General features: G+C 57.0%; 19 protein-coding genes. 15 read left to right on the forward strand and 4 right to left on the reverse strand.

Annotated elements, in window-relative coordinates:
* Genes D1820_RS15520 through D1820_RS15560 form a run of 9 tightly spaced genes read left to right on the forward strand, consistent with a single transcriptional unit; the run spans position 1 to position 6156 of the window.
* The gene (locus tag D1820_RS15520; RefSeq protein ID WP_118069671.1) at positions 1-789 is read left to right on the forward strand and encodes an SDR family NAD(P)-dependent oxidoreductase; all 789 of its coding nucleotides are present in this window, start codon (positions 1-3) and stop codon (positions 787-789) included.
* 22 nt (positions 790-811) lie between these two features.
* A complete protein-coding gene (locus D1820_RS15525) occupies positions 812-1306 on the forward strand; it encodes a lactoylglutathione lyase family protein (protein WP_118069672.1) in 495 nt (164 codons plus the stop codon).
* Entirely contained in the window at positions 1299-2330 is a 1032-nt protein-coding gene (locus D1820_RS15530) for a C-terminal binding protein (protein WP_118069673.1), read from the forward strand. The genes D1820_RS15525 and D1820_RS15530 overlap by 8 nt, the downstream gene beginning before the upstream one ends.
* 12 nt (positions 2331-2342) lie before the next feature.
* Positions 2343-3032 (forward strand): RraA family protein, encoded by a 690-nt coding sequence (locus D1820_RS15535; protein WP_118069674.1) that lies wholly within the window; start codon positions 2343-2345, stop codon positions 3030-3032.
* Positions 3013-3933: a 2-dehydro-3-deoxygalactonokinase gene (locus tag D1820_RS15540; protein ID WP_118069675.1), complete on the forward strand. Its 921-nt coding sequence runs from the start codon at positions 3013-3015 to the stop codon at positions 3931-3933. Before D1820_RS15535 ends, D1820_RS15540 begins: the two co-directional genes overlap by 20 nt.
* A complete protein-coding gene (locus D1820_RS15545; protein ID WP_118069676.1) occupies positions 3930-4556 on the forward strand; it encodes a 2-dehydro-3-deoxy-6-phosphogalactonate aldolase in 627 nt (208 codons plus the stop codon). Before D1820_RS15540 ends, D1820_RS15545 begins: the two co-directional genes overlap by 4 nt.
* Positions 4553-5254: an SDR family NAD(P)-dependent oxidoreductase gene (locus tag D1820_RS15550; protein WP_118069677.1), complete on the forward strand. Its 702-nt coding sequence runs from the start codon at positions 4553-4555 to the stop codon at positions 5252-5254. The genes D1820_RS15545 and D1820_RS15550 overlap by 4 nt, the downstream gene beginning before the upstream one ends.
* A 10-nt stretch (positions 5255-5264) precedes the next feature.
* The gene (locus D1820_RS15555; RefSeq protein ID WP_118069678.1) at positions 5265-5783 is read left to right on the forward strand and encodes a 2,4'-dihydroxyacetophenone dioxygenase family protein; all 519 of its coding nucleotides are present in this window, start codon (positions 5265-5267) and stop codon (positions 5781-5783) included.
* Positions 5764-6156, forward strand: coding sequence for a methylglyoxal synthase (locus D1820_RS15560; RefSeq protein ID WP_118069679.1), 393 nt, complete (start codon positions 5764-5766; stop codon positions 6154-6156). The genes D1820_RS15555 and D1820_RS15560 overlap by 20 nt, the downstream gene beginning before the upstream one ends.
* Before the next feature lie 45 nt (positions 6157-6201).
* Here the strand turns inward: D1820_RS15560 and D1820_RS15565 are convergent, their stop codons facing one another.
* The 3 genes from D1820_RS15565 to D1820_RS15575 all read right to left on the reverse strand — a co-directional run bounded on the left by D1820_RS15565 (position 6202) and on the right by D1820_RS15575 (position 8640).
* Positions 6202-6723 carry an alpha-hydroxy acid oxidase gene (locus D1820_RS15565; protein ID WP_254683326.1) on the reverse strand — a complete coding sequence of 174 codons (522 nt, stop codon included), beginning with the start codon at positions 6721-6723 and terminating at the stop codon, positions 6202-6204.
* A 546-nt stretch (positions 6724-7269) separates the two neighbouring features.
* Positions 7270-7719, reverse strand: a complete 450-nt coding sequence (locus tag D1820_RS15570) for a competence protein CoiA (RefSeq protein WP_118069680.1) — start codon at positions 7717-7719, stop codon at positions 7270-7272.
* Positions 7720-8421: 702 nt separating this feature from the next.
* Positions 8422-8640, reverse strand: coding sequence for a hypothetical protein (locus tag D1820_RS15575; RefSeq protein WP_118069681.1), 219 nt, complete (start codon positions 8638-8640; stop codon positions 8422-8424).
* Between the two features lie 945 nt (positions 8641-9585).
* Between D1820_RS15575 and D1820_RS15580 the strand changes: the two genes are divergently transcribed.
* The 6 genes from D1820_RS15580 (at position 9586) to D1820_RS15605 (ending at position 15421) form a co-directional block, all read left to right on the forward strand.
* Complete coding sequence (locus tag D1820_RS15580) at positions 9586-10221, forward strand: plasmid recombination protein (RefSeq protein ID WP_118069682.1); 636 nt, start codon at positions 9586-9588, stop codon at positions 10219-10221.
* Positions 10222-10710: a hypothetical protein gene (locus tag D1820_RS15585; RefSeq protein WP_118069683.1), complete on the forward strand. Its 489-nt coding sequence runs from the start codon at positions 10222-10224 to the stop codon at positions 10708-10710.
* Positions 10711-11217: 507 nt separating this feature from the next.
* Complete coding sequence (locus tag D1820_RS15590; protein ID WP_118069684.1) at positions 11218-11676, forward strand: hypothetical protein; 459 nt, start codon at positions 11218-11220, stop codon at positions 11674-11676.
* A gap of 131 nt (positions 11677-11807) precedes the next feature.
* Positions 11808-12770 carry a hypothetical protein gene (locus D1820_RS19140; RefSeq protein ID WP_162894105.1) on the forward strand — a complete coding sequence of 321 codons (963 nt, stop codon included), beginning with the start codon at positions 11808-11810 and terminating at the stop codon, positions 12768-12770.
* Positions 12771-12866: 96 nt separating this feature from the next.
* Positions 12867-15008, forward strand: a complete 2142-nt coding sequence (locus D1820_RS15600) for an AAA family ATPase (protein WP_162894106.1) — start codon at positions 12867-12869, stop codon at positions 15006-15008.
* Positions 15008-15421: a DUF6634 family protein gene (locus tag D1820_RS15605; RefSeq protein WP_162894107.1), complete on the forward strand. Its 414-nt coding sequence runs from the start codon at positions 15008-15010 to the stop codon at positions 15419-15421. Before D1820_RS15600 ends, D1820_RS15605 begins: the two co-directional genes overlap by 1 nt.
* Before the next feature lie 248 nt (positions 15422-15669).
* On the opposite strand, the gene D1820_RS15610 is transcribed toward D1820_RS15605, so the two are convergent.
* The gene (locus tag D1820_RS15610; RefSeq protein WP_118069688.1) at positions 15670-16410 is read right to left on the reverse strand and encodes an alpha/beta fold hydrolase; all 741 of its coding nucleotides are present in this window, start codon (positions 16408-16410) and stop codon (positions 15670-15672) included.
* Between the last annotated feature and the right edge of the window lie 91 nt (positions 16411-16501).

Here is a 16501-nt window from a genome sequence, read left to right on the forward strand (position 1 = left end):
ATGGATCTGGGGCTAAAAAATAAACTGGTCTTGGTAACCGGTTCAGGGTCAGGGATCGGCAAAGCGACAGCCAAGGTCTATCTGGAAGAAGGTGCACGGGTCATCGTGCATGGCTTGACCGAGGCGGAAGTGGTCGCTTGCGTCGACGATCTTTCTTCGCTGGGTGAAGTGGTAGGCATTGCCGCTGATCTGACTAAGACCGCTGATGCCGAGGCGCTGGCGAACTTTGCTCAGGCACGCGGTGAGGTCGATGTATTGGTCAACAACGTGGGCATTTTCTCGGTTAAACCGTTCGAGGATCTGTCCGATGAGGACTGGTTGCATTACTTCAATATTAACGTTTTGTCCGCTGTTCGGATGAGCCGGATTTTCCTGCCCGCTATGCTGAAGCGAGGGGAGGGGGCCATTATCAACATGGCCAGCGAAGCCGCCGTTAAACCGCTTCCACAGATGGTGCATTACTCTGTCACCAAAACTGCCATGTTAGGTCTGACCCGTGGTATGGCAGAATTAACTAAAGGCACGAAGGTACGCGTCAACTCGATCCTGCCCGGCCCGACCTGGACCGAAGGGGTCGAGGCATACTTTGACGGGCTCGCCGATCAAAAAGGTGAGCCGCTCGACACAATTGTCGACAACTACTTCAAATCGGATGAGCCCACATCGCTGATCCAACGCTTCGTCCAGCCGGATGAAGTCGCCCGCATGATCGTCACCATCTCGGCAAGCACGGCCTCGAACGGCGCGGCACACCGGATCGAAGGTGGCATCGTTCGCAACATTCTCTGACACCAGCACAAAGGAGCCAGCCATGGCCGCACTTACATTTTCTCATATCGGCATCACAGTTCCGGATCTGGAAAAGGCAGTGGAGTTCTACTCCAAAGCGTTCGGTCTTTACGTGTTGATGGAGCCCACCGAGATCCTGCATGACGAAAGCGCCATCGGTCAGATGTGTGACGACGTTTTTGGCGAAGGGTGGGGCAAATTCCGTATCGCGCACCTATCAATGGGTGACGGCGTCGGGATCGAGCTGTTCGAATTCCCGAAAACTATCGAAGAAGAGCGCCCATTTGAATACTGGCGCCGCGGTTTGTTCCATTTCTGTGTTCAAGACGAAGACCTGGAAGGGCGCGTCAAGATCATTGAAAGCCTGGGCGGTAAGCAACGCATGCAACAGGTGCGCAAGTACTATCCTGGCGAGAAGCCATATCGCATGGTCTATATGGAAGACCCGTTCGGCAACATCTTCGAGCTCTACAGCCATTCTTACGAATTGACATATTCGGCGGGTGCCTATGACTGATCGCGCCAACTTCAACCCCCGAACGGACAAGCCCAAGGTCGTGATCACCGATTACGACTTTGGAGACGTCAAAGTTGAGACGGAAATTCTTGAAGCCGCCGGCGCCGAGGTGATCGCGCTTCAGGCAAAGCGTCAGGAAGATCTGTTCGACATCGCTCCTCACTGCGCTGCAATGATCAATCAATATGCCCGGATCGGGAAAGAAACGATCAAACGGATGCAGAAATGCGAGGTCATTGCACGCTACGGCGTTGGTGTGGATATCGTGGATGTCGGCACAGCGACGGACAAAGGCATCTTGGTCACCAATGTGCAAAACTATTGCACGGAAGAGGTCGCAGATCACGCAATTGCCCTTTGGCTCACACTAGCCCGCAAGCTGCCAGAATATGACAGGGCCACGCATTCCGGTGTCTGGCAGTGGCAAAGCGGGCAGCCCGTTTACCGGTTGCGCGGTCGTACAATGGGTGTTGTGTCGCTGGGCAAGATCGGACAAGCCATTGTCGCGAGGGCGCAGGCCTTCGGGGTCACGGTCATTGCGTATGATCCGTTTCTTCCAGCAAAGATCGCCACGAAGATTGGTGTCGAATTGGTGAGTAAGAAGGATCTGCTTGCGCGGTCCGACTACATCCTGATGCAGGCACCGATGACGCCAGACACGCATCACTTCCTGTCCGATGCCGAATTTGCAGCCATGAAGCCGGGTGCGATCCTCGTAAACACAGGTCGTGGGCCGACGGTCGACAACAAGGCGCTGTTCCGGGCGCTAACCGAGGGCCATCTGGCAGCAGCTGGGCTCGACGACCCTGAAGAAGAGCCCGCCAAGCGGGCCAACTGGACACCGGATGATAACCCGCTTTTCACATTGCCCAACGTCCTCGTGACACCCCATGCGGCCTACTACTCTGAGGAGTCCATTCTCGCAGCGCGGGTTACAGCAGCCACGCAGGTGGCCAAGGTCCTGACCGGGCAAAAACCAGACTACACCGTCAACGCCGAAGCGTTGGCCGTATCAACCGCATAACAGGAGATAGAAATGCCAGACGTGAGCACGGACTTGAGGGTCTTTAACGATTTTGAACGCAACCCGGACCTGCTGAAGAAATTCGACAATGTGCTGGAGGCCTATTCTGCCGCCGCGATATTCGCCGATGTTCAATACCGTACGGGTGTAATGGACAGCGCCATCAAACCAGCTTTCCGCTCGAAAGTGACGGGGCAGGCCGTAACGGTTCAGCTGTCAAAAGGCGATCTTGTTGATCCACTGAAGGCGCTTGAAATGGCGCAGCCCGGCGACGTGATTGTTGTGGATGCGGGCGGGGATCAGCAAACGTCGGTCTGTGGCGGTTTGATGGGTGGACTGGCCCAGAACCGTGGCATCCGCGGTATGATCGTTGATGGTACTGGGCGCGACACGGATGAATTGGAAGACATCAATTGGCCGATCTGGACACGGGCAATCACGCCGCGTGGCACACACACAATGTTCTCTGAACGCAAAGAAGAGCTTTCGATCAACGTGCCTATCGCCTGCGGGGGCGTCGTCGTTAACCCGGGTGATTTCATCGTGGCCGATCTGATGGGCGTCGTCGTGATCCCACAGGAAATCGCTGAAGAAACTGTGCGCCTTGCTCAAGAGCAAGCGGATCGTGAGGAGAAGACTCGCGAATGGGTAGCCCAAGGCAAAACCGTAGAGGACCTGCTAAATGAATTCGGTCGCATCTGAGCCTGCCCTGATCGGCGTTGATTGGGGCACGTCTTCGCTTCGCGCGTTTCTTATCAGCGCGGACGGTGACGTGATTGACGGCGTGTCGTCTTCTGAGGGCATTATGAAGGTTGAAAGCCAGACTTTTGAGGCGGTTCTTGACCGCCTCATCAGCCCTTGGACTGTCAACGCCGATTTGCCGATCCTTGCCTCTGGTATGATCACCAGTCGAAATGGCTGGGTGGAAACACCCTATGCCGAGATGCCGTTAGGTGCTGGTGATCTAGCGCGGGCTCTGGTCCCGCATGAAGCGATGATCAATTCGCAAATCCACTTTGTGACGGGGGCCTCAACCGAGCACGCCGGAGGGCCGGATGTCATGCGGGGCGAGGAAACTCAGATTATTGGTGCTTCTTCGCTTGGCTTAAACGAAGGCACATTCGTGATGCCGGGAACGCACAGCAAATGGGTTCAGGTTGCTGACGGACAGATCTTGGACTTCTCGACCTACATGACGGGCGAAATTTTCGCCGCTTTGAAAGGGCACACCATCCTCGGCACCTTCATGAAAGACGATGCTTTCAACGAAGAAGCGTTCGTGATGGGGGTTAAAGCGGGGCTTAAGGGCAGATCAAATCTATTGCACAGCCTTTTTCATGTCAGGACGCTTCCACTTATGGGAAAAATCCCGAAAGTTGCCACGGCCGACTACATGTCAGGCTTGCTAGTCGCCACCGAGATCGCAGCTGCAACTGACGATGCTGAAGATCTTGGTGCAATCACAATTGTCGGACGAAACGATTTGTCAGACCGATACGAAATAGCGCTCAAAACTGCCGGCTATGAAAGCAGACATGCGCCTGATGACATCGTTGCGAAGGGTCATTTCCTTATTGCCCGGGCCGCGGGGTTGGTCGGATGATCGATCTTGCGACTTCTCTTTCTCAAAACGCGCTAATTGCGATCCTAAGGGGGCTTGAAACGAAAAATGCGCTGCCCGTAGCAAGAACGCTTGTCGAGGCTGATTTTCGGATCATCGAGGTTCCCCTGAACTCTCCTGAACCGCTTTCTTCGATCGAAGTGATCGCGCAACACCACGGGCAAACGGCCATTGTCGGCGCAGGCACTGTTTTGACAGTAGACCAGGTCGACGCTGTCGCAGATGCAGGGGGGCGTATCATCGTCTCACCGAATATGAACCCTGACGTCGGGCGCGCAGCAGTTGCGCGCGGGCTGTATTGGTGTCCAGGCGTCATGACCCCGTCCGAGGCATTTGCCGCTTTGGACCTTGGTGCATCCGTGCTCAAGTTCTTTCCAGCTGAACTGGTGCCGCCAGCAGCCATCGCCGCCTTGCGGGCCGTTTTGCCTAAAGATGCTGTGGTGGCGGCGGTAGGCGGGATCACGCCGGAAACCATGGCCGCGTATCACGCTGCGGGTGTGGACGGGTATGGTCTTGGGTCAGCACTTTTCAAACCGAGCTATGCATTGGATGATATCGGTAGGCGCGCGCGCGCCTTCACCAGCGCATTGGAGGAATTAGATTGAAACAGGTCCTTGTCACGGGCGGTACACGGGGTATTGGCGAGGGGATAGCGCGGTCGCTCGCCAAAGCTGGATGGTCCGTCGTCGCCGCATCCGTGTCCCAAACCGAACTGGACAGTTTCGAGCCTCAGGGTGGGATTACCGTCCGGCTTCTCAATGTTACAGATCAGACCTCTGTTGATGCGGTATTTAGTGACCTGACGCGTCTCGACGCATTGGTGAATTGTGCAGGCATTCTTTTGCGGGGTGAGGAATACGACATTGACGTGTTTGCCAAGGTTCTTGATGTGAACTTGACCGGTACCATGCGCTGTTGCCTTGCTGCCCATTCTTTGTTGGCAGAAAGAGGCGGGGCCATCGTCAACACGGCCTCAATGCTCAGTACGTTTGGCGGGCCCTTGGTGCCGGCTTACTCCGCTTCAAAAGGCGGTGTCGCTCAGTTGACGAAGGCACTGGCTGGCAAGTGGGCAGAGGATGGTGTGCGGGTCAACGCGATCGCTCCGGGCTGGATTGAGACGGAAATGACCCAAGGCCTGCGCGACGATCCAGATCGGACAGCAGAGATCATGGCGCGAACTCCTATGAAACGATGGGGGAAACCCGATGAAGTTGGCGCGCTTGTGCAATGGCTTCTGAGCGAAAACGCCGGCTTCGTCACCGGAGCTGTCTATCCGGTCGACGGCGGCTATCTTGCAATGTGAGGAAGAACCGATGAACGACAACGATACATCCCGTATGCCTTATCAACTGCCGTTCCCGAAGGACGCGCAAGAAGAAATCGTGATCCCCGACGCGATGAGCGAAGATGAAAAACTCTGGGTGCCTCAAGCGGAAAACGTCTGGTTTCGGCCTCTCTGCTTGAACCGGTCGCAGGGCTATTGGATGAACCTTCTGAAGGTCAAAAAGGCAGGCGTACTGTCGCGCCATCGACACCCCCAGCCAGTCCATGGCTTTGTCCTGAAAGGGCGTTGGCATTACCTGGAACACGATTGGGTCGCCGAAGAGGGCGGCTATGTCTACGAACCACCGGGCGAAACCCACACGCTTGTTGTCCCGGACGACGTCGAAGAGATGGTCACCTATTTTCAAGTCAATGGCGTGATGTGCTATGTCGATCCGTGGGGCGAAGTTACCGGATACGAAGATGTCTTCACCAAGATAGATCTTTGCCGGAAACACTTCGCCGAAGTCGGGCTGGGAGAAGACTACGTTGAACAATTCATCCGGTAATGGTCTGCGCTTTGCGCTGGTTGCACATGATGCAAGAAAAGATGAGCTCGTAGCCTGGGTAGGGCGCAAACAGGCCTGTCTGTCGGATGTGCGTATCATATCCACCGGCACGACTGGCGGACGTATTAACGAGGCCTACCCGGAGCTTGATGTCACCTGCCTTAAGAGCGGCCCACTTGGGGGCGATCAGCAAATTGGCGCGTTGATCTGCGAAGAGAAGCTTGATGCGCTCATCTTTTTCGTCGACCCGCTGTCCCCCATGCCGCATGACGTTGATGTCAAAGCACTGACACGCCTTGCGACCGTTTACGATCTGCCAATGGCCTGTTCGCAATCAACTGCAGACCTGATTGTGAATGGCTTGTGCGGGTGACGCGCAGATTAACGTGTGTGAGTCACTGGGCTTCATGCGATCAGGTCACCCATCGGGTAAAAGATGTTCCGCCAGCTGGTTCAATTGCTCAACACCCAGTTGGCTCATATTGGCCGTGATGTCGGCTTTCAGAACATGTACGAGATGATCAATGCCCTTGGCTCCGAACGCAGCGACCGCATACTGAAACGCCCGACAGACCATTACGAAATCCGCGCCTTTGGCCAAAGCGCGCATAATATCTAGCCCCCAAGCGACACCGGAATCGTAGATTAGTGGGACGGCTGGCCCGACAGCTTCACGAACTTTTGGCAGCTGGTTGATGACCGCGGGGCCGGCTTCAAACTGACGCCCGGAATGGTTGGAAACCCAGATGCAATCGGCGCCCATATCAACCATGCGTTTGGCGTCCTCGGGTCGCAAGACGCCTTTGACGATCAGGTGCCCGCTCCATTCCTCGCGCAACTCTTGCAGATACTGCCAGTCCGGGATGCCCCAGATAAGCGCTCCGGCATGGGTGAAATTCTCCCGACCGCGTTGCGGTACATAGTCGTCAAAAAAGCGCATTCGCGGTATGATGCCTTCGCGTAGAATCACGCAGCGCGTTAAAGATCAATGCATCCTGACCCTAGGTAGTATCGGAACCAGCGGAAACTGGCAAAGCTTTGATGTAAAAACACTATAGAGCGCCCGCAAAGTCAGCCATTGTATTTTCTCCTGCATTGGATGGCCGCTTTTGCACTTCGCAACAGCGCAATTGCTGCCATAGGATAAAGTCGGCTTTGGGCCGAATGGTGGAGAGCTATCCTTTTTAGTCAGGCGCTGCTAGCTCTGCTTTCTCGACAGTCTCAGTCGCGACACATTTTGCAAAATCCCGCGAACAGCGGGCATGTGCACACGTTCAGAATAGATGGCTCGCAGCAAGCCGTCGCGCGACAGGGGTTCAACCAAACGGCCACCATGCACTGTACCAGGATACAGGAGAAATAGTAGCGTCGGTGCAGTCTCAGTTTCGGCATTTGGGCCCAAGTAGTCAAAACAAATTGGAACCGGGCTTTGCAACCAATCGCTTGGAAAAAGCTCGTTGGCATCGCTATGTAAGAACAGATTTGTTCACTTGCTGCCTTGAATAATCTCCGTGAGCGAGTCCCGCGATCCTGGGATTTTTTTCCTGTCGCCTTTAAGCCGAGATCCATCAACCACCCAAAGCATGTTTTTATAAAAATCCTCGCGGGCTCGACGCTCTTTGGGATCGAGATGGGAATGTTGGATCTCCAAAGTGAGGCCTGCCAGCGCGTAGACGTCGGCGATGTGCCTCTCACCAGTATCTTGATCAGTAAACACTTGTTCTTGCCAACGAAGTGGAAACTCATTTTTCCAGTTCCGATGCCAATCAGTTTCTGGTTCCCACCAAGGATCACATTCCGCTTTGCTTTTATGCGCCCAATGATGAACCCTAACTTCGCCACAACGCGGAATCATTTCAGACTTGCAGAATGGGCATTGCTCTACAGTTCCAAGGATCGGTCTACTTCGGTTGCCATCTATGATTGCTGTTAACATTCCTGCGCCTGGAGCCTGTGCTTTTGAGATCAGCTAACCGTTGCAGCGTTTCATATCCATCTCGAACCGTTTCGCGAGGCTTTGTGCCATTGGCGTCAAAGCAGCGTATTGCGAAACGATGGGCCCGAGCCTGGCTCAGTGTGGCGCCAAGTCCGCTTTGGGGAAGCTGCGATGCAGCAACGGATGGTTTTTGCAGAGTCTGGTTTGGGCCGATTGCTCCAACTAAATTTGTGGAATTAGGCGCGGGAGCGAAGCTCACTTGTTTGGGTCCTGCACAGAACTTTTGGCAAGCTTCTTGAGCGTGTGATCAGGGTACATGGCTGGATGAAGCGGGGATCAAAATTCTGCAATTTGCTTCAGGTCCTCCGACCAGTTGTGAGGTATGGAATGAGGTATGTCTGATTTAGTTTAGAAAATAACTATTGTATTACATGTGATTGGAAAATTTAATATACTCCCTTCGTCTCCGCCACCGACCCATAGATCGGGCATTGTTACTAGTTTGATATTTAAGGGTTTTGCGTGCGATCGTGGCCTGTCTGCCCGCAACTTTAGTGATTTGCTACACATTTTGCTACACATGTTGTCTGACCTTTGATGCCACGACTTTCAGCCACGGCTTGGAAACAACTGCGGGTAGAGCGAGAGCTTCCGTCGGGTCAGTTTTCAATTATGCAGTCGCCCCGGGCCTCGGTGTGATCCTCAGATAGACCCTCTGGCCCACACCTTGGCAGTACCGATCAGATCGCGGCGCTTAAGGAGGGCCTCCCTCTCGAGAAGAAGACGCTCGAAGATCGGCAAGTAGCTCTGATCAACTTCCACGAGCGTGGCGACCTTGCGCAAACCTGCCTCCACCCTTTCCAGGGTGTCTGCATCGGTTGGGATCTGGTCGCGCGAGGTCATACGCAGTGTCGGTTCCATCTGAGGCGCAATTGCCGCTTTCAGGCTGACCTATGCGCCGGATTCTCGGGCGCGCTTGGTTATCCACACTTATCGAAGACATTAGGGAAGCCGCCCCTGAGGAGGGTGTGACCTTTAGAGATGGTTGCTGCATTGCGTCTGCATTGGTTCTGTAACCTGCATTTGCTGAACGCTGGACTGCGGTGAAGCAATTATCAGTAGCCCTCACGGAGCGGTTGATCCCAAGGGCTAGAGCAACTCAGCAAGATGAAACTCGGACGAATTTCGAAACGCAAGATGGTCAGTGCGACGATTGCTGGAGCTTTGCACTTGCTCTGATCCGTTGTCAGCGGAGTGAACCGAAGCGTCTCCAGCTAGTCTCGGCAAGCTGACGAGCCGCTGCCGGCATCGCGCGCATGCGGAGCAAAGGTCCGCGATAGCTTTGGCACGTCACCCCCTATACGATGCTAGGTAGCCAAGTGTTAGGTGCGCGACAGTCTTCACCTTAGTTCACGGAAAAACTGAGATACAAAAACAAGGCCGGAGGCGAACGGGTCCAGCAGGCTGCTGGTCGGGGGCTTCCGGAACAAAGGTGACCGAGGCCCTTCGAGGGGTTTCGAAAGGGGTACATCCCTTCGGTCGGGGGTTTCGAAAGGGGCGCGCAGCGGGCCCCTTCGCCGGAGAGCCATAATCAGATTTCCACTCGGAAATTTGGTTATGGCTAGTAGGTTCAAGCGTTGTTTGAGCGTCGTCCTGCAGAGTCACGTAATCCTCATCGAAACCGGACGGGATTGACTAGGGTGCGAGCCGCCTTTGGCGCGGTGCCCAAGGCAGAAGACAATCCCGTCCGGGGAGCGTTGCGCCGCTCCACCACGCGGCAACGATGCCGGGGTTATCCACATCGAAACGCGTGTCCGGTCCGACTTGGATAGCGGGACTTTCAAGACGATCGCCGATCCTCATTCGATGACAAACTCACAGAGCGAAACGGCAAACTCGAACACTTGGGCGGCCTCCGTCCGGATCAAGGCAAAATCTCTATCCCGAGCCTACGGGCAGCGCCGACATGACTATCGCGTTGGGCGCCAGCCCAACTACGTCGACGGCGAGCGGTCCGTCTTCAATCGCGCGCTTGTCGACCCTCGACCGCTCCCAGTGATCCGCAACGAAATCGAACGCCTCCGAGAAAAGGCCGGCGCGAAGCGTGCGTTGAAATCCAATGCCGCCATCGTGACGACCGGGATCATAACGTTTGGCTTCGAAGCCGCTAAGGTCTTCGACCTCCTGCCCGCGATTGATCAGGACGGCGCGTTCCATGAGCTTGCCGATGCCATCGCGCGGAAGCTGGGCACGACGCTGGAAGGGCTCGTCGTTCACCTCGACGAGACCACGATCCACGCCCATTTCGAGATGCGGGCCTACACGGATGATGGCGTGCCCGTCAGCAAGGTGGCGACATCCAACCTGCTGTCCGATCTTCAAGACCTGACAGCTGAGATTATGAGTGCCGCCTGCCCGGAGATCGAGCGTGGTCATCGGAAGTGGGACCGGATTGCCGCGGGGGCGGACTATGCGGATACGCTCAATCGTTCGGTGAAGTAGTTGCACGAGGATCTTCCCCGGGAGATTGCGGAGAAAAAGGCCGCTATTGGGACTCTTGAACTGAAGATGGTCGATCTTGAAGCGTCCATCGAAAAGACGGAGGACCACATCCAGAAGCTGCGAGATAAGGAGGCACTGAGCGAACGGGAAACCAAGAGGCTTGCGACCTACGAGGCCCGATTAGCAAAGAAGAAATCAGCACAGACTGAACTGGCGGGGACCTTAAAGGAAGCGCGGGCGGATCTGCTGAACCGGACCAAAGCGGTGGAGACGCGTGAGTTGGTGGTAGAAGAAGCGGCGTCTGCGGCCTCGGCAAAATCGGCCGAAGCAGAGGCCAGCCTGATGGCTGTCGAAGCGGTTCTGGAAGAGATCGCGGACGGGACAGCCCGGCTTGAAGACGGGGTGATCACGATGAACAACAGTCGTTGGACCCAGCTTGCACCGCAACCGGTGGTCTCACAGCTAAAGAAGATGCTTACGCAATACTAAAGCTCGAAGCGTCACTTGTGCGGAAGCGCCGAAAGTTCGACATCATGATTGAGAAGATGAGCACTTGGTTGCGTCGTCCAGACCTGACGAAGGAGGCAAGTGAAGAAGCGAAGTCCATTGTCGCCGACGGCACCCAGATGGATCAGTCATAGACGATTGCTGAAGAAGAAGTTCGGACTCCAGGGCCTCAGATCCGCATCGTCGCCAGATGGTTAGTCAGCGGGTGCGTCTCGTGAAACTGTCTTGAGATGCAGGTCTATGATCCGCCGAACCATTTCCGGTCGGGACGGTAGGTCCGGTTCCATTTTTCGCAAGTCATCCAGCTCGGCAATGGTGTCCACATGCAGCCTTAGCGACATCTGCTCGGTTTCTTTAGATGGTCGTCCAACTTTTCCCACTAGGAAGGCCTTGAATTTATAGGTTTATAAATTAATTGTATATCACGTGAGGGACGGAGCGGCAACTCCATCCCTCACGCTGACCAACATGATCTGAAAGGAGATCACTATGGCTGATAAAGGCCTTACCACACTGCCTTCGGCGGCGAAACTCGAAGCGTCGGACCGCGTCGCGCTTCAGACGGCGAATGGCCTGTTCGAAGTTGCCTTACGGGCAGATTGGAAGCTCCATGCGAGCCGGTTGTCCCAGGATAACGCTGAAGGAGCGGAGCTGGCCCATGAAGCGGCTTGCGCCTGGGCGAGCTGTACCGAGGCCTTGCAGGAGCTTGGGCTAATGACGGATGTCGATGACCGGATCGTCATTGCGGCGCGTCATCTGCAGGCGATGTTGCCTCCCTACATGCCGGAAGTGTCCGACATCCGCACGCGGTCAGTGACGTTGTTGCAGGACGCGAAGCCGATGTGGAAGCATGACCCGGAGCTGGCGGAGACCCTACAACAAACGGGGTGCCTTCTTCACGTCCATGCCGCCAACCTGGAGCTGATGTCGGTACGCAAGGCGGCCTGACGCCGGTCACCAATGCGATGAGGTCGGCCGAGCCCTGTTAGGGCGGCTGACCTCACACCCGAACCCCTTCCCGAACAAATACCGTCGTTCCGATTTGGGATGGCGGAAGCTGGCTGCTGCCCGGAGTTCAAATGCCAACCACGAACATGACCTATCCCTTCAAAATTGGCGGTGAGCATCCGCGCCTCTTCATTGGCCCAATTCGTGACAACTGGCGCAAGAGCGCTGAAAGCAAGGGCTTCGTGGTCCTCGGCCGCGGCGGCGAGGGCCATCAAACGCTGGTACTGGGATGTCGCGCGTGCGGCGAGCCGCTCCTCCGTCGGACCAATGTCGTTCTCGGTAACCGGATCGAGTGTCGTTCTTGCATCCAAAGACCCTATGAAATTGCGGCTGAGCGTATCGGTGCCCGAATGATCGCACACGATCCGGAGGGAGATCGGCATTACCGTATCTGGCAGCTCTCCTGCGGCCACACAGTCCGGCTGCAACTCGGCCAGATGCTCAAGGTGGGTCAAGGGCTAGTAGACGTCGACTGCGTGCCGTGCAGACATAAACGATATGCCAGTGAAGCCGCAGCCCACGGCTGGAGTTTCCTGGACGCGTCATCGAGCCAGCAAAGCTATGCCCGCTATCGGCACAAGTGCGGCTTCGAGCACGAAGTTCACATCGGAAACATGCGCGTTGGCCAATGCGCCTGTCCGGAATGCGGGCCCAGGACCGGCCCTGTATCTTCCGGAATTTACATCTTCAGGATCGACCTGCCAGGGCTCCCCGTTGTCAAACTCGGCCACAGCCATAGGCACCTTGATCGGCTTCACCGCGACCTGAAGATCGCCCCCAGCGTCCATACCGAGGTTCTTCGGTATCATCCTATGCGGACCAAGTATCTTGCCCGGACGCAGGAAGAATCCGCGCATGACTTCTTGAAGTCTCAGCACCCGGAGTGGGTCGTTTCCAAACACCTCTACGGTGATGCGATCGCCGTTAAATCGGAAATTTACCGTCCCGAAGCACTGCCCACGATCCACCGTCTGCTCGACGAGATCGCGGCACGCCATCTTGCCCCTGCACCGTCCCCGGACACCCCCGCGTAGTCCTGACCTTTCCTCTTTATCGGAACCTTAGTTATGGCTTCATCATCATTGAACACGTGCGCCAGCACGTCCTCGTCGCATGCCCGGACTCGGGCCATGACTCACCGCCTCACACGGGCGATCATGAATCGCCATCGGGAGGGCCACGGCGACGAGCTCTCCAAGTCCTGGGGCGCGGACAACGCGCCCCGGCCATCCCGCCTGACGGACATCGCGCGCCTGCTGGCGATCTCTGGACAAGGCGTGCCGACGGCGACCCAGATGTCGCCGGAGGAAATCACAGAAGCGATCGAATCCGGCATCGATCCCTACGCTGTTGCAATAGACGGAACGGCAGTTCGGCAAGCCCTGCATCCGCCGCTTACTGACCTCCTCTGCGCGATCCATATGGCGAGCTGGTTCTCAGACTGCGATCCGGCGGTCGGACCCTTTCCGCCTGGCGTCACGCTGATCCGCGTCGCCGATCTCGCGCTGCTCGACCGGCTCGAGGACGCGCTGGAATTTGTACTGCCGTTTGCCTGGGAAGCGCTAACGCCCGGACCGAAGACATTCCCGGACAACGCCGTCCTCGTGACCCTCGAGAAGGCAAGCAGCTTTAGCAAGTCGGACCCGCGGGACAAGTTCCGTGAGAGCCTCGACGAGGCGCTCTCGAAAGGCCTCGGCGTTGTCGCCCTGGCAACGGATCCGTCGGATCTCTCCGAGGGCGGACGCATGCTGCTTGTCCGGGATGTCATATGGCCCGCGTTCGACGGCGAGGCGGTGATCGACCTCCTCCGCGCGACCCACAGCGCCACGGGCGAGGTTGCTGAGGCCGAACTCCGGAAGCGTTTGCCCGGGAATGACCAAATTGCCAATCTGCCTTGGCCCGTCGTAAACCATGCGTTTCACGCAAGGACGACCCTGACGGTCGCAGACCGCTTGGCCAGCGCCCGTATCGCCGCCAACCCGACGCTGCACCGCACGCTGGACGACGTCTGCGGGCTGCCTGAAGTCACCGGCGAACTCCGGCATCTGGTGGAGGATGTCCGGGAATGGCAGGCTGACCAGCTGGACTGGTCGGATGTCTCGGCCAGCATCCTGCTCCATGGGCCACCCGGCGCTGGCAAGACAATGATCGCGGAGGCACTCGCCGGGACCGCAGGCGCGACTTTCGTTGCGACGTCATACGCCGAAGCGCAACAGGCCGGACATCTGGGCGATTATCTCCGGACAATGGGGCAGCAGGTCGATCGCGCCATCAGCAACGCTCCGTCAGTCTTTTTTCTCGACGAGCTGGACAGTTACAGGGCTCGTCAGAAGTCCGGAAACCATTTCTCCGGCTACATGCACTCGGTGGTCAACGGTCTGCTAGAACAGTTGACGAAGCTCAACGAAGCACCTGGCGTGATCGTCATTGCAGCGACCAACCACCCCAGCATCATCGATCCCGCCCTGATCCGCGCGGGCAGGTTCGATCGCAAGATTGCCGTCGGGCTCCCAGACAAGGATGGCATCGCAGCCATCCTGTCCGGGCATCTCGGAACGGACGCGATCCCCCTCGGAGACTTGTCGCCCCGTCTCGTCGGCCTGTCCGGCGCAGAGGTCGCGGCCATTGCCCGCAACGCCAAGGGTCTCGCGCGGCGGGCACGCGAGACACTCGACCTACACCACGTCCGCTCCGCCGTCGATCAGCGCGTGTCCCGGCCCGACCCCGAACACATCCGGCGCAAGGCGATCCACGAGGCGGGTCACGCCGTCGTCGGCCATGTTCTCGGCCTCAAGCCCGGACACCGGATTTTCGTGGGGGCGGTCGGCGGAGGCTACGACTCGCCGGTTCCCCCGGTCATGACGCCGGACATCGCCGATCGCGAACTCGCCATGAGGTTCGGCGGACGAGCGGCGGAAGTCGCTTTCCTCGGAACAGTCTCGACCGGCTCTGGTGGGAGCGAGCATTCCGATCTCGGCGGCGCAACCGCCCTCGCCATCGACCTCGAACAGGAGTACGGATTTGGCCCGTCTGTCCTCTATAACCCGGTGGCCCCTGGGGATCGCTACCAGATGCCGGACGAACTGCGCGACCGGGTCGAGCGGCGGCTACGTCAGGCGGAAGACCGCGCGCGGTCGGTGATCGATGGCAATCGGCACCTCGTCGAGCGCGTTGCCGAAGCACTTATCGAGCACCGGGAACTGGACGGTGACGAGCTGCTCCGGCTCCTCACCCGCGACGAGGTAGATCGCCCCATCCGGGAGTTGTCTTGATGCTCGACCCGCGTCCTTTCAAAAGCCAGGATTCGCTCCTCCGAATGCATGACTGGTTCACCGATCCTATGCCCGACGATCTGTCGTCAGCGCCCGCTTTGTCGGACTACACCATTGCGATTGACCAAATGGGCCTACTACGCCTCGTCGGCCAGGTCTCCGGCCACCTGCGCCTTGGCGAGCGATGGATCACTACTAGCCCGATCTGGCAGATTGATCCGCAAGGCACACGGGCCCGCACGTCTAGCCGTTGGTATCGGCTATCAGCCGGTTTCCGTGAAAGCATGGAAGCCAAAGCAGATCCCAAGGCTGCCGCGATGGCCGAGCAGTTCCTTTCGCCTGCTGATGCGATCGTCCATTTGGGCTACATCCGATCAATCGTCGAACGGGAGCTCGGAAAGCACGCTCATTGATGAAGGGTAAGTGAGCCCACAGGCTCCCTGACGCTGTTAGATCAATCGCTGAATGTCGAGTGTCTGCCCTCCCTCCCAAAGCAGGGACGGCCCAAGACCGACCTTCACCGACAGTTCAAGATGCTGCGGCGCGGCCCGTCGAAGGAGACATTCGCTGCAAGGCAGAAGACAGGGCGTCAGAAAATTCGCAGTCGTGGGACAAAAAAGCCGTTGGCCGCGCTTGCTCCAATTACCGGTTCAATCCGTGCCTAACTGAGAAATGAGAGTACGGATGCATTGAAAAAATCCGGCGCATCACGGTTGGCGATGTGGCTGGCTGCAGGAATGACCAAAAATTCACTCTCTGGAATTACGTTAGCCATCTTTTGAGCTCGCTTATGCGTTTTTCTATTTAGAGCCCCAACCATGATCAGCGTTTTCGCAGTAATGTTGGGAAGGCGTTCGCGTCCGTCATATTGGGAAGCTGCGTGCATTACAGTGTAGTTATTCTTTGCGGTCATTTTGGCAATCGCGTCCTGAACGTATTTGCCTGCATCCTGCGATTTTGCGCCCATCGCACTTGCTGGAAGTGCCATGAATATTGAGGGTGGTATAACTTTGAAGAGCAACATCGCCCAACCTGCTAATTCTTTCCCAAAAGCGCCTTCGAACACAGTCGCAACAGATTCAACCGTCACCAAATGCGAAACTTCGTCAGGCCAGCGCCCTGCCATTTCTATAGCGACCATGCCCCCCAGAGACAGCCCGACAATTGCATACTGCGCGATACCTTTCTCTTGCAGCATGGCCCGCACGACATAGGCCATTTCTTCGACGCTTTGGACGGGAGCGCTCCGCCCATGGCCCGGGAGGTTGGGCGCAATCACGTGATACTGCTTGGAGAACAGATCTATCTGTGGCTTCCATAGCGCGGCGTCAACGCCTGCACCATGCAGCAGCACCAGTACAGGCCCGTCACCCTGCTCGATCACTTCAAGCCCGCATCGCATAACAGTTCCCTTTCCGGCAGATTACTTCATGCCTACTGACCGCTCCAGCAGTGACTTTCAAGGCTACATTCCGAAAGCAGACACTCATGCC

Origin of the sequence: Phaeobacter sp. LSS9 (assembly GCF_003443595.1) — a bacterium.
GTDB classification, from domain to species: domain Bacteria; phylum Pseudomonadota; class Alphaproteobacteria; order Rhodobacterales; family Rhodobacteraceae; genus Phaeobacter; species Phaeobacter piscinae.

Bases quoted from the DNA above. Each gene is read 5' to 3' on its own strand.
- D1820_RS15565 (WP_254683326.1), bottom strand. From the start codon at position 6,723: ATGCGCTTTTTTGACGACTATGTACCGCAACGCGGTCGGGAGAATTTC.
- D1820_RS19140 (WP_162894105.1), top strand. From the start codon at position 11,808: ATGCCAACCACGAACATGACCTATCCCTTCAAAATTGGCGGTGAGCAT.
- D1820_RS15525 (WP_118069672.1), top strand. From the start codon at position 812: ATGGCCGCACTTACATTTTCTCATATCGGCATCACAGTTCCGGATCTG.
- D1820_RS15520 (WP_118069671.1), top strand. From the start codon at position 1: ATGGATCTGGGGCTAAAAAATAAACTGGTCTTGGTAACCGGTTCAGGG.
- D1820_RS15580 (WP_118069682.1), top strand. From the start codon at position 9,586: ATGACAAACTCACAGAGCGAAACGGCAAACTCGAACACTTGGGCGGCC.
- D1820_RS15530 (WP_118069673.1), top strand. From the start codon at position 1,299: ATGACTGATCGCGCCAACTTCAACCCCCGAACGGACAAGCCCAAGGTC.
- D1820_RS15610 (WP_118069688.1), bottom strand. From the start codon at position 16,410: ATGCGATGCGGGCTTGAAGTGATCGAGCAGGGTGACGGGCCTGTACTG.
- D1820_RS15555 (WP_118069678.1), top strand. From the start codon at position 5,265: ATGAACGACAACGATACATCCCGTATGCCTTATCAACTGCCGTTCCCG.
- D1820_RS15535 (WP_118069674.1), top strand. From the start codon at position 2,343: ATGCCAGACGTGAGCACGGACTTGAGGGTCTTTAACGATTTTGAACGC.
- D1820_RS15575 (WP_118069681.1), bottom strand. From the start codon at position 8,640: ATGGAACCGACACTGCGTATGACCTCGCGCGACCAGATCCCAACCGAT.
- D1820_RS15570 (WP_118069680.1), bottom strand. From the start codon at position 7,719: ATGTTAACAGCAATCATAGATGGCAACCGAAGTAGACCGATCCTTGGA.
- D1820_RS15540 (WP_118069675.1), top strand. From the start codon at position 3,013: ATGAATTCGGTCGCATCTGAGCCTGCCCTGATCGGCGTTGATTGGGGC.
- D1820_RS15545 (WP_118069676.1), top strand. From the start codon at position 3,930: ATGATCGATCTTGCGACTTCTCTTTCTCAAAACGCGCTAATTGCGATC.
- D1820_RS15590 (WP_118069684.1), top strand. From the start codon at position 11,218: ATGGCTGATAAAGGCCTTACCACACTGCCTTCGGCGGCGAAACTCGAA.
- D1820_RS15605 (WP_162894107.1), top strand. From the start codon at position 15,008: ATGCTCGACCCGCGTCCTTTCAAAAGCCAGGATTCGCTCCTCCGAATG.
- D1820_RS15600 (WP_162894106.1), top strand. From the start codon at position 12,867: ATGACTCACCGCCTCACACGGGCGATCATGAATCGCCATCGGGAGGGC.